8 protein-coding genes are annotated in these 12,388 nt (G+C 47.4%); 4 read left to right on the top strand and 4 right to left on the bottom strand.

Annotated features, from left to right (window positions below; translation table 11 throughout):
- The first annotated feature begins 126 nt into the window (after positions 1-126).
- The 3 genes from cydD to GV64_RS12755 all read left to right on the top strand — a co-directional run bounded on the left by cydD (position 127) and on the right by GV64_RS12755 (position 4,453).
- Positions 127-1,935, top strand: a complete 1,809-nt coding sequence (cydD, locus tag GV64_RS12745; RefSeq protein ID WP_026258356.1) for a heme ABC transporter permease/ATP-binding protein CydD — start codon at positions 127-129, stop codon at positions 1,933-1,935.
- Complete coding sequence (gene cydC / locus GV64_RS12750) at positions 1,925-3,604, top strand: heme ABC transporter ATP-binding protein/permease CydC (RefSeq protein WP_020583298.1); 1,680 nt, start codon at positions 1,925-1,927, stop codon at positions 3,602-3,604. The genes cydD and cydC overlap by 11 nt, the downstream gene beginning before the upstream one ends.
- A 105-nt stretch (positions 3,605-3,709) precedes the next feature.
- Positions 3,710-4,453: a hypothetical protein gene (locus GV64_RS12755; RefSeq protein ID WP_020583299.1), complete on the top strand. Its 744-nt coding sequence runs from the start codon at positions 3,710-3,712 to the stop codon at positions 4,451-4,453.
- Positions 4,454-4,737: 284 nt separating this feature from the next.
- Here the strand turns inward: GV64_RS12755 and GV64_RS12760 are convergent, their stop codons facing one another.
- From GV64_RS12760 to ubiG, 4 genes are all read right to left on the bottom strand, one after another.
- Positions 4,738-6,387 carry an HAD family acid phosphatase gene (locus GV64_RS12760; protein ID WP_020583300.1) on the bottom strand — a complete coding sequence of 550 codons (1,650 nt, stop codon included), beginning with the start codon at positions 6,385-6,387 and terminating at the stop codon, positions 4,738-4,740.
- Positions 6,388-6,600: 213 nt separating this feature from the next.
- A complete protein-coding gene (locus GV64_RS12765) occupies positions 6,601-7,347 on the bottom strand; it encodes a YciK family oxidoreductase (RefSeq protein WP_020583301.1) in 747 nt (248 codons plus the stop codon).
- Positions 7,348-7,432: 85 nt separating this feature from the next.
- The gene (locus tag GV64_RS12770; RefSeq protein WP_033403322.1) at positions 7,433-8,155 is read right to left on the bottom strand and encodes an HAD family hydrolase; all 723 of its coding nucleotides are present in this window, start codon (positions 8,153-8,155) and stop codon (positions 7,433-7,435) included.
- A 151-nt stretch (positions 8,156-8,306) separates the two neighbouring features.
- Positions 8,307-9,032 (bottom strand): bifunctional 2-polyprenyl-6-hydroxyphenol methylase/3-demethylubiquinol 3-O-methyltransferase UbiG, encoded by a 726-nt coding sequence (ubiG, locus tag GV64_RS12775; protein WP_020583303.1) that lies wholly within the window; start codon positions 9,030-9,032, stop codon positions 8,307-8,309.
- Positions 9,033-9,738: 706 nt separating this feature from the next.
- On the opposite strand from ubiG, the gene gyrA reads away from it, so the two are divergent.
- Positions 9,739-12,369: a DNA gyrase subunit A gene (gene gyrA / locus GV64_RS12780; protein ID WP_020583304.1), complete on the top strand. Its 2,631-nt coding sequence runs from the start codon at positions 9,739-9,741 to the stop codon at positions 12,367-12,369.
- The last annotated feature ends 19 nt before the right edge of the window (positions 12,370-12,388 follow it).

Raw genomic sequence — 12,388 nt, forward strand, 5'->3', positions numbered from 1 at the left:
GTAATTATAGGGGGTGTCGCTATCTGAAAACCAGCTTGTATGTTCGTGGTGGCTGTACATGGTGACGGGCGATCGACTTATGTACAATGCCCTTCTTTGGTATGCAGTCCGGAAAATCGGTAAAGAATGAGTCAAACAACGCAAAAACAAGCCTATCGATGGCTGTTGAGGCAGATAAAGCCAGCCCGGCATTGGCTGCTGATCTCAATGCTCCTTGGCTTGCTCAGTGGGATCTTTTTAATTGTGCAGGCTTCTATTATGGCCAGCATGATTCACCAATTGGTGATGGAAAATGCCACTAGAGAAATGTTAAATCATGATTTTCTTTTGATTTTATTGCTGGTGATTATTCGTGGTGTTTGTGCCTGGGGGCGAGAGTTTTGTGGATTCAGGGCGGGCGCCAGTGTTCGAGTTGAAGTAAGAAAGCTTCTTCTGGATAAGCTGAGACGGCTGGGTCCTCTGGTGATTGGTGAAAAGCCTGCCGGCAGCTGGTCGGCGATTGCGGTTGAGCAGGTAGAAGAGTTGCAGGAGTTTGTTGCTAAATATTTGCCCCAGATGGTTCTGGCTGTATCGATTCCTGCGATTATGCTGGTAGTTGCTTTTCCTGAAAGCTGGGTTGTCGGCATTATTTTCCTGGGTACCGCACCGCTTATTCCTACATTTATGATTCTTGTGGGCATCAAGGCAGCTCAGGCTAACCGTAAAAACTTTCAGGCGCTTTCGCGTTTGGGGGGCTTTTTTCTTGACCGCCTGCAGGGGTTGGAAACGTTAAAGTTATTTCATCGTACCCAGTTTGCAGAAGAGCAGCTATCCGGTGCCAGTGAAGACTTTCGGGTAAAGACCATGGAGGTTCTTCGGCTGGCATTTCTCTCTTCAACGGTGCTTGAGTTTTTCGCCTCGGTGTCCATTGCACTGGTTGCCGTATTTCTGGGTATGAGTTTCCTGGGGCATCTCACCTTTGGAGGTGAGGTGACATTATATACTGGCCTTTTCCTGTTACTTCTGGCCCCTGAGTACTACCAGCCCCTGCGGGAACTGGGAACGTATTATCATGCAAAAGCAAAAGCCGTCGGTGCGACAGAAGAGATATTGGCGGTCCTTTCCAGGGAAGAGCCTGAGGTTCATCGTGGCGGGTTAATTATTCCCTCAGAAACGCCATTAACCATTGAGGTAAGAGCACTTTCTGTATTTGCCAGTGTAAAAACTGAGGTTGAACCAGAAGCGTCTGCCTGCCAGAAAAATAGCAATCAGTATTTGCTTGATCAACTGTCGTTCACCATAAAACCGGGTAGCCGGGTTGGTATTGTTGGGAGCAGTGGTGCCGGTAAAACTACGCTCATTAATGCCTTGATGGGGTTCTGGAATTATCAGGGAGATATTCTGGTGGCAGGCCAATCTTTAGCCGCTACTGACCTTGATAGCTGGAGAAAAGAGATTGCCTGGCTTGGACAGCACCCCTTGATTGTTCATGGCACTGTTTATGACAACATTGCATTTGGGCGAGCGGTTACTCCTGATCAATGCTTGAAAGCGCTGGAAAAGGCTCAGGGCTTGGATATTCTGGAAAGGCTGCCCGATGGTTTGGACAGTTCACTGCAGGAACAGGGCGGTAATCTCTCGGTAGGGCAGGCTCAGAGAATTGCACTGGCTCGAGCTCTGGTGATGCCGGTCCGTTTATTGGTTCTGGATGAACCTACGGCCAGTCTTGATTCTGCCAGTGAAACACTGGTACTGGATGCACTCAGTGCCATTCCCAGGGACTGTACGGTGATTACCATAACTCATCGAATCAACCAGCTGACTGCCATGGACCAGATACTGATGCTGGATAAGGGGCGACTGGTTGCCGATGGTTCTCCATCTTCTCTGATGGAAGGGAATCCTCAGTTCCAGCAGTTTGTCACTATGTACAGTGGGAGTCTGGATGATGAATGACCTGTGGCTTTTCCTGAAGCTGTATCGGCAATACCTGGGCATGCTGTCACTGGGAATTCTTCTGGCGATTGTCACTTTGCTAGCCAGTCTCAGCCTACTATCGCTTTCTGGGTGGTTCATAACGGCTACTGCTATTGCTGGTTTGACCTTTACAACAGCACAGACGTTTAACTTTTTTACCCCTGGGGCTGGTGTTAGAGGGTTTTCGATTGCCCGTACTGCGGCTCGCTATGCTGAGCGACTGGTGAGCCATGACGCCACGTTTCGTTTACTTTCTGGCTTACGCAGCTGGTTTTTCAGTAAGCTGATTCCCATTTCACAGGAGCAGCTGGGTCAATATCGAAAGGGTGAGTTACTGGATCGGCTGGTGGCTGATATCGATGCACTGGACCAGCTTTATCTGAGGCTCATCAGCCCTCTGTTATCTGCTCTGATGGTTACGATGCTCTTTTCGCTCTTCCTATGGTTTTTTAGCCCGACGGTGGCGATGGTGGCTTTTGTTGTGATGATTCTATGGATTGTCTCCATGCCTTTGTTGTTCTATGTTCTGGGCCGGAAAACCGGTGAATCCATGGGGGTCAGGCAGGCTCGCCTTCGGCAGCAGGTGCTGGACTATTTGCAGGGGATGGCTGAGCAGCAGATATACGGCAGTGATGCAAACAGCCGATCAGTGATCGCCGGTTCAGAGCAGGCATTAATCAAGGATCAATCCCGTATGGCGGCTCTTGAGGGATTGGGTTCTGCGCTGTTTGTGTCCGGATCGGGCGCCGCTGCATTATTGGTTCTGTATATTGCCAGCAGTGAAATGGCTACCGGTGCAGTCAGTGGGCCAGTAATGGTGATGATGGTGTTTGGTATGCTGGCCAGTTTTGAAGCACTGATGCCGCTGCCTTTAGCCTTTCAGTTTCTCAGCCATACCCGGCATGCGGCCAGCCGCCTGCGTAAGGTTGTCAGTACGCCGACAGTGAACTTCCCGGATATAGCCTCCAACCTTTCTGTGAGCGGCGAAATTCAATTCAATGATGTTGCTTGTGGCTATAGCCATGGGCAGGAAATCTTTACTCAACTCTCATTAACCATTCCTGCAGGTAGTCATGTTGCCCTTTTAGGGAAGACAGGATGCGGTAAATCAACCCTGATCAAATTATTGAGCCGGGGGCTGGAGCCACTCACCGGTCAGGTCTGCATTGATCAACAGGATATTCATCGTTTTTCAGAGCAGGAATTGTACCGGGCAATCACCTTTGTGCCTCAGAAAACCCACGTATTCAGTGCAACATTGAGAGAAAACCTGAAGTTGGCTGCGTCACAAGCGAGCGATGAGGAGCTTATGAATGTCGTTCGAAGCTCTGGTCTCGATAGGCTGGCTGCTGCAAGGAATGGAGAGAGTGGTTTGCTGGATACCTGGCTGGGGCAGGGTGGTATCGCCTTGTCTGGTGGTGAGCAGCGTCGTTTGGCTATTGCCAGGGCTATGTTGAAGGCTTCGCCGATTCTGGTCATGGATGAGCCTGGTGAAGGCCTGGATATTCAAAGTGAACAAACACTGATGGATGCAGTGCTCAGTCAGTTCAGAGAAAGCACTGTCATTATGATCACCCATAAAACCACGACCCTTGAAAAGATGGATCAAGTCTATCGAATGGAAAATGGTAGCCTGATGAAGCTTTAGTCTGTCATTGATGGCGGAGAAGTCTTCTATCTGGCATGATTTTTGGCTTGGATTATTTTTTGCTTCGGTCGATGTCTGCTAGCAGGGATTGGCTGGAGAAAGCGTGTGAAAAAATACCTGTTCATTATGTTTGCGATAGTCTGGGCGGTTTCAGGATGGATGAAAGACCAGTTACCTGAAAGACCAGGGGCAGTCGCTGGATTAATGAATGATCCTATTCAGACTCCAGCTCGTGTAAAGCCATTTATGACTCAGGTAGGAGGGGAGCGCTACGAGATCACGCCCAGATACGACTATGAGCAGTGGGGAATGGTTGTCTCATATCACCACAGTGATTCATGGATGGATCGTGTTCATGAAAAATGGGCTGATAACCTCAATATTAAGGATTTATGTGTTATTTGGGGGGCTGCCAATATGGATCCTTCCATCTATAAAAATGTTGAATTCTCAAGTGGTCAGTGGACCTGTTATACATGGATTGATGACCCTGTGGTATACAACCGTTTTGATGGAGTCCGTTTGGCTAATAATCACATGTTAGCGGACGATCCAGAGATAGCAGAGGCGATTCTTGATTCCAATTATGGAGATATTGTTCATATAAAAGGTTATCTCTCTAATTATCGAGGCCGGAAAATAACCCGGGGAACCAGTATTACACGTACAGATACGGGTAATGGCGCTTGTGAAACTATCTATGTTACTGACTTTTCAATAATTCATGATGCTAATAAAGACTGGGATATGCTGTATCGCTGGTCTTCGTACCTATTGTTAGCGCTGATTAGCTGGGTGTTATTTTTTGGATCACTACCCATTTTAAGAGATTTATTACGAAGAGAATAATTAGATTAAGGTAGTGAGTTTAAGCTAAGGTATAGGAATTCGTTCCTATGGTATCCAAGGCATATTAAAAGAAAGGTTGTAGTTTGCAAATGCTCTCTTTTTAAAACTGCTTGGTGAAGATTGTTCAGTTATTGGAATTTTTTCACCATGCTGATGAGATTTTAGAGACTCTATGCTGGCTTTTACGGAGTCTTTTATGACTTTTGAATGCTTGGAAGAGCAGCTATGCTGTTAAAGGGTAGCTGCTCTTCCAGATGTAATGCTTCAAATTTTAAATATAGACATTAGCGTTGTGCTGCTTTATAAAAGTCTTTTTCAGGCCAGTCCTCTATCAAACTCTTGCGAATATCAGAGCGCTCATTTTCACTCATTTGGCAGATGTCTCTACCAGCAACTTTAGAATAGTAGTGCCACATCCAGGTCTTGTTGACTGGGTTGGGAATAATAAAGTATTTTCTGCCGTAATTATCTTTAGTTTTTTCGACAGAGGACTTGTCGAAAGGGGACAGCCCCTGTTCTCTCAGGTCAAAATCATCAAGAAGATCGCCCACAAACAATCTGACATTATATTTTTTCCCATTAATCATTCCAGTCATGATGGCTCTTCGTTGATGCTCTTTATCACAGCTTCTTGCTATTCCAGGACAGTATTTTGAGCGATTTAGCAGGTTTTCCTGAGAGACTTTTGGAAATCCATTATGAGTCAGTTGTTTCAGGGTGAAGGCCTCAACGTCTCCTTTATGGTCAGATCGACCTGAGGAGTGTTCTCTGGCTGTTAAATAGAAAATTTCGTAGCCCAGAGCAGCCGCTTTGTTTAAAAAGTCTCTGGCGCCGGGAATTGGTGATGCCCTAAGCTGTTTTTCATAGTTCCTCATTTTTTCTTCAGGGTCAGGAAAGCTTTTACAAAGCGGGGGGGCCAAGTGAATAGGTGGGTAATCTATAAGTGTGCCGTCTATATCAACGATAATCGCCCGGTCTTTAATAAGGCTGTTTTCAGGGTTTTCAAGAGTTTTGCTGGCAAGATTATAGGTCTGTTGAGCGATTGCCATAAAATCTGCAGATCTCCTCATCCATAGATTCGCCATTATGATTTGTTGTTGATAATTTTCCGGAGCAGTAACTGATAAGCCGGGATAGAGGATGGCCTGTATACGGGCATTATGTTTTTCTTCAGGGCTCAGCAATCGGTAATCTCGGGTGATGGACTCTTCCCAGAAACCATAAACAGTGTTTGGTAAAATAAACCATTGACTGCCAAGTTTATCCTGATGCTGTATGACCCATTTCTTCTTTTCTGGGTAAAGTCCCTGATCTACTTCTCCAAGGTCGGCTAATTGATCTCCAAATAACATGATTGGGTGGTAACCCATATTAATAATCTGTTGTCGCTTTTCTTCTTTGCTTAGGGTTACATTTTTTTCTTCTTGCAGTAAAACATGTTTGTCGCTGTTAACCGGATAACCTAACTGTTTCAGTTTATTGATGGTAATGGTTTTTACATCCTTGAACCGTCCGCTGATATAGAATACCTCAATGCCAAGGTTATTGGCTTTTTGCAGAAACTCGACGGAGCCCGGAAGTGCTTTTGCTTCCTGGTGGTTCCACCAGAACCTTGAGCGCTCGATATTCCGTGACTCGTTAGTATCAATCATACTGGTGAAATAAGGTGTGCTTGGGATCAGGGTGTCATCAATATCGGTAATAATGGCCGGTTTTTTGCCTTCTGGTATTTGTTTTAAAATGGGTTCCAGTTGGTCAGCGGCGCTATTAAAGCTCTGATAAAGATAAGCTGCATACTCTCCTGAGTGTTGCTGCCAGTTGGCTGCAATAATCATTTCATTATTTAAGTCTTTTTGTTCATAGCTATTGGCTACGAAAGATTGCACATTCAACAGGCATGAAAAAAATAGAGCGGCCAAGTTTTTTTTGTCCATTGAGTCGAGTTCTCATAATTTTGTTTGTGATAATTATGTTTGTGATGGCTGTGCTTGTGACAAGAGTGACCGACTCAGAATAGACGATGGAAAATATAATTTATGGAAGAGTTTGCTCTCAGTTTATTGACGAATAAGTTCTTTTTAATTGACAAAGTCGTTGAAACACTTGTTTAACACCCTGGTGGTTAGCCAGGGTATTTATATCAAGCCTTAGCTTTTTTGGGCATGAAAAGCCTGACCGTTGATATGCTGGCTCTCATTGCCCATCAGGTAGAGGTAAACCGGCATAATCTCTTCCGGTGTAGGCAGGGTTTGCGGGTCTTCGCCGGGGAAAGCGGAAGCTCTCATGGTTGTTCTGGTGCCGCCTGGGTTGATACTGTTGGCTCTGACAGAGCTGATCCCGTCCTCTTCATCAGCAATGATCTGCATCAGGCCTTCTGTGGCAAATTTTGAAACGCTGTAAGCTCCCCAGTGAGCCCTGCCTGTATGACCGACGCCTGATGATGTAAAAATAACGGATGCTTTTTCAGAGAGTCTGAGTAAAGGCAGTAATTCCCGTGTCATCATGAATGCACAGTTCAGGTTGACCTGCATGATTCGCATCCAGGTTTCTGTAGGGAATTGGCTGATAGGTTTGAGGTCCCCAAGAAGGCTGGCGTTATGAAGTAATCCATCCAGCCGACCGAATTCATTCTCAATCGTTTCAGCAAGGTTGATGAAATCGATGTCGCCAGCGCTTTCCAGGTTTAATGGGTAAATGGCAGGCTGTGGCCACTGGTTCAGTTCGATTTCATCATAAACTGCTTCGAGTTTTTCGGTATTACGCCCCAGTAGGATGAGAGTGGCACCGTAACGAGCATATGTCAGTGCTGCAACTCTTCCAATACCACCGCCAGCTCCGGTAACCAGTATAACTTTTCCCTTGAGCAGGTCCTGGGGAGCTTGGTACTTAAACATGGTTCAAAACCTCATTATGAAAACGCCACCACTCTGCCATTGTTGCTCTAATGGTATTGGTGGTCATTCTTTTGGATAAAGCAACTCACAAGCTATTGCTTGAGGATAACGCTCTATCTTCAGGAATCAGCCAGTTACATTGCTTAAGCCAATCATGTAACTGTTTGATATTGTCAATGTCCAGGTCTGCCTGCCATTCCTTAGGATTATCTCCTTCTGCAATATAGCCATAATGTGCAGCAACCGTTGTCATGCCAGCTCTCTTTCCTGCTTCAATGTCACGGGCATGGTCGCCAATATAGAGGCTGTGCTCTGGTGAACATTTGGCTTGCTTACAGGCCAGTATCAGGGATTCTGGATCCGGTTTCGCCCTTTTGACATCTTCTGGGCAAACAATGGCATGGCTCTTATCAAGCAGGCCGGTCTGCCGTATAAGAGCTATGGCGTAGGCTCTGGGCTTATTGGTGACGATACCCCAGGCGATCTTCCGATGCTCAAGCTCATCGATCAATGGCAGAATGCCGGGGTAGGGGTGGGCGAAAGTTGAGCGACTTTGATCCTGAATATGCTGGTCATAATACTCAAGGAACAGCGCTCTTTTCTGCTCCAGTTCTTTTCCGGTGGGAATGTTAAATGCCAGCTGCATCAGTGCTCTGGATCCGGCCGACACATGCCGTCGGATCAGCTGGCCATCCAGTTCTGGGTGTTTGTGATCGGTTAGCATCTGGTTAACCGTGATGACAAAATCTTCTGCAGTATCGAGAAGGGTGCCATCCAGATCAAAAAAAACGCCTTCAATGGCTTTCATCAGCATTACTCTTGCTCATTGTTGTTATCACGGTGGCGGTAACCAGAAGGGCCACGATTTTCTGGTCAATGGGCTGCACCTGCAACTGCACCAGCCCTCGTGGAATACGGCTTTACGAACCACTGAGTTTGGAATCTTATGTCAACAGAATCTAATGCTCAGCCGGTTTGGAGCCATAGATGAGATAATTAACATCTACATCCTTCGGGTTGAGTCGATAGACTTTGGTCAGTGGGTTGTAGGTCATTCCTGTCATATCATGAATATCAAGACCAGCTTTTCTCATATCCCTGCTCAGCTCACTGGGTTTGATAAATTTACTGTGCTCATGGGTGCCTTTTGGCAGGAGTTTGAGTATGTATTCTGCGCCGATGATGGCAAAGAGAAAGGATTTTGGGTTGCGGTTAATAGTTGCGAAAAATGCCTGTCCCCCTGGTTTCAGGAGTTTGCTGCAGGCTCTGATGACTGATGCCGGGTCGGGGACATGCTCCAGCATTTCCAGGCAGGTAACGACATCGAACTGTCCTGGCATTTCTTCTGCCAGTTCTTCGGCGGTAATCTGTCGGTAGTTTACGTCAACACCGCTTTCCATACTGTGGAGGCGGGCAACGGAGAGTGGTGCTTCACCCATATCAATGCCAGTGACATCAGCCCCCCGGCGAGCCATTGATTCGCTGAGAATGCCACCGCCACAGCCAATATCAACAACACGCTTGCCTGCCAGTCCTACTCGTTGATCAATATAATTCAAACGCAGTGGGTTGATTTCATGCAATGGTCTGAACTCGCTGTCAGGATCCCACCAGCGACTGGCCAGTTCTTCAAACTTGGCTATTTCTCCAAGATCCACATTTTGTGCTGAGCGCATTTCAGGCATTCGTTCTGATCCGTCAAAGCAGGGATTAAATCGGGGCAGTCATCTCTGCCATCTATGCGGATTATACCTTTAATATTACATTTGATCACAGGGGGTAGGGCTTTGTTAATGTTCCTGATTATCAGATATTTCCACACGCGGGGCTTGTGTATCAGAGTATTTCAGGTTTCGGTTCGTCAGAATGAGGCGAAGTTATATTTCTGAAGCGCTGGTTTGTGGATTAGGTGGGGATGTGCGCAAAAACATGATAAATGTTAAGTGGTTTATTCTAGTGGTTTTATCCGAGAGATATCTCGCGATACCGGCATGTACTGTGGTATTCTTGCTCTTTTATTGGTTATCGAACCAATAGCTGTATTACAGAAGTGGTTGAGTGCAGTGGCGCTTTGCCCGTTCTATCGGGATTGCTGCTGTAAGAAGGTTGATTTGCCATCTGGCGGTTGCGTCAAAACAGGGACTCTGCTGTCAGACTGACTATGGAGTTTCCTGTGAGGTACACCTCTGCATCACCCGACCAATGACTACCTCTTCGAACAGCTAACGATTGATGGATCACCTTGGTGATCCCATGAATAGTGATGCCTTAAATGAGAGCCCTCTTCTGTGTGTAGGAAGAGCTTTTCAACATCGGTATCCTGGTCCACAGAACCGGAATGGATGCTGACTTCGATCTGTTGGCCGTAAGCAAAAGGACGACTGGGTTTCCATGACTGAAATTGCCAAAGAGATTCTCCCGGTAAATATTGAAGATGAGCTCAAACAGTCCTATCTGGACTATGCCATGAGTGTCATCGTTGGTCGTGCCCTGCCTGATGTACGTGACGGGCTGAAGCCCGTACACCGGCGCGTACTGTTCGCCATGAGCGAACTGGGCAACGACTGGAACAAGCCTTACAAGAAGTCTGCCCGTGTGGTGGGTGATGTTATCGGTAAATACCATCCTCACGGTGATTCTGCGGTTTATGACACCATTGTCCGCATGGCTCAGCCTTTCTCCCTGCGTTATATGCTGGTGGATGGTCAGGGGAACTTTGGTTCCATTGATGGTGACTCTGCCGCGGCCATGCGTTATACCGAAATTCGCATGGACAAGATCGCCCATCAGCTGCTGGCGGATCTTGATAAAGAAACCGTTGACTACGTGCCAAACTATGATGGCACCGAGCAGATTCCTGCGGTAATGCCTACCCGGGTACCAAACCTCCTGGTCAATGGTTCTGCGGGTATTGCGGTGGGTATGGCGACCAATATACCCCCTCATAACCTGACTGAAATTGTCACAGGCTGCTTGGCTCTGCTGGCAGACGAGTCACTGACCGTTGACGACCTGATGGAGTATATCCCGGGGCCGGATTTTCCGACCGCAGCCATGATCAATGGTCGTGCCGGGATATTGCAGGCTTATCGTACGGGCCGTGGCCGAATTTATATTCGCTCTAAGGCGGATATTGAGCATGACGAGAAGCGCAATAAAAGCACGATTATTATTAATGAAATACCTTATCAGGTTAACAAAGCTCGCTTGATCGAAAAGATTGCCGAGCTGGTTAAGGAACGCAAAATTGAAGGTATTTCAGAGCTTCGTGACGAGTCTGATAAAGATGGCTTGCGCGTAGTTATTGAGTTAAAGCGTGGTGAGAATGCTGAAGTTGTTTTAAACAATCTTTATGCCCAGACTCAGATGGAAACGGTGTTTGGCATCAATATGGTGGCGCTGCAGGACGGCCAGCCAAAATTGATGAATCTGAAAGATATTCTGGCTGCCTTTATTCGCCATCGCCGGGAAGTGGTAACCCGTCGTACCGTTTATGAGTTACGTAAAGCACGTGAACGTGGCCATATTCTGGAAGGTCTGGCGGTTGCTCTGTCAAATATTGATCCGGTCATTCAGTTGATCAAAGATTCTCCGACACCCGCTGAAGCAAAAGAAAAGCTGGTGGCCAAGGGTTGGAATCCGGGGCATATGACGGAAATGGCAGAGCGTGCGGGTGCTGATGCCTGTCGTCCGGATGAGCTGCCTGCAGAGTACGGCCTGAGAGATGGATTGTATTACCTCTCTCCAGGACAGGCTCAGGCTATTCTGGAAATGCGCCTGCATCGCCTGACCGGTCTTGAGCATGAAAAACTGCTCTCAGAATATCGGGAACTATTAGAGAAGATTGCTGAACTGATGCTGATTCTCTGTGATCCTATGAAACTGCGCGCCGTTATTCAGGAAGAGCTGGAGCTGGTTCGGGACGAGTTTGGCGATGAACGCCGGACCGAAATTACCAGCTCCCGTCGTGACCTGACGGTTGAGGATCTGATTGATGTTGAGGATATGGTGGTAACCCTGTCCCATGGTGGCTACGCCAAGACGACGTCACTGGATACCTATCAGGCACAGCGCCGGGGTGGTCGTGGTAAGTCCGCTGCTTCCGTTAAGGAAGAAGACTACGTCGAGCATATGCTGGTCGCAAATACCCATACCCAGATTCTCTGTTTCTCCAGTAAGGGGAAGGTTTACTGGCTTAAGGTTTACCAGATTCCTCAGGCTGGCAGAACATCCCGTGGTCGACCCATTGTGAATATTTTGCCTCTGGAACAGGGTGAAAAGATAACTGCCATGCTGCCTGTAGAAGAATATACCGAAGGCTATTTCGTCTTTATGGCGACAATGAATGGTACGGTCAAGAAGACACCTCTTGAGCAATTCGCCCGTCCACGTTCATCTGGTTTGATTGCTCTTGGTCTTGATGAGGGTGACACGCTGGTAGGTGCAGAGATCACCACCGGTGAGAAGCAGGTAATGCTGCTTTCTAATGGTGGTAAGGCAGTCCGCTTTGAGGAGACGGGGGTTCGCGCCATGGGGCGAACGGCGCGAGGTGTTCGCGGCATGAAGCTTCCAGAAGGTCAGCGTATTATCTCTTTGATTATTCCGGAAGACGATACCCAGATTCTTACGGCCAGTGCCAAAGGTTTTGGTAAGCGGACTTCGGTAGATGAGTTCCGTTTGACCAGTCGTGGCGGGCAGGGAGTAATCTCCATGCAGTGCACTGAGCGTAATGGTGAAATTGTCGGCGCTATTCAAGTGAAAAGCGGTGAGCAGATTATGCTGATTTCCGATCAGGGAACGCTGGTGAGAACCGGAGTTGACGGAGTATCTTCACTTGGGCGGAATACCCAGGGGGTTACACTGATTCGTGTCTCTGAAGGTGAAAAGCTGGTTGGGGTGGCCCGGGTTGAAGAACCTGAAAATGTCGACGGTGCTGGCATTGATCCAGAGTTGGCAGGTGAGTCTGAACAGGCTGAAGATCAGGGTGATCCTGTTGAAAATGAAGGGACGGTAGAATCCTGATAGCTTGATAAAAAAACGC

This window comes from Endozoicomonas elysicola (assembly GCF_000710775.1).
Taxonomy (GTDB): Bacteria; Pseudomonadota; Gammaproteobacteria; order Pseudomonadales; family Endozoicomonadaceae; genus Endozoicomonas; species Endozoicomonas elysicola.

What these genes read in the sequence shown, in the direction of transcription:
- cydD (WP_026258356.1), top strand. Translation starts at nt 127, where the DNA reads ATGAGTCAAACAACGCAAAAACAAGCCTATCGATGGCTGTTGAGGCAG.
- cydC (WP_020583298.1), top strand. Translation starts at nt 1,925, where the DNA reads ATGATGAATGACCTGTGGCTTTTCCTGAAGCTGTATCGGCAATACCTG.
- GV64_RS12760 (WP_020583300.1), bottom strand. Translation starts at nt 6,387, where the DNA reads ATGGACAAAAAAAACTTGGCCGCTCTATTTTTTTCATGCCTGTTGAAT.
- GV64_RS12765 (WP_020583301.1), bottom strand. Translation starts at nt 7,347, where the DNA reads ATGTTTAAGTACCAAGCTCCCCAGGACCTGCTCAAGGGAAAAGTTATA.
- GV64_RS12770 (WP_033403322.1), bottom strand. Translation starts at nt 8,155, where the DNA reads ATGAAAGCCATTGAAGGCGTTTTTTTTGATCTGGATGGCACCCTTCTC.
- ubiG (WP_020583303.1), bottom strand. Translation starts at nt 9,032, where the DNA reads ATGCCTGAAATGCGCTCAGCACAAAATGTGGATCTTGGAGAAATAGCC.
- gyrA (WP_020583304.1), top strand. Translation starts at nt 9,739, where the DNA reads ATGACTGAAATTGCCAAAGAGATTCTCCCGGTAAATATTGAAGATGAG.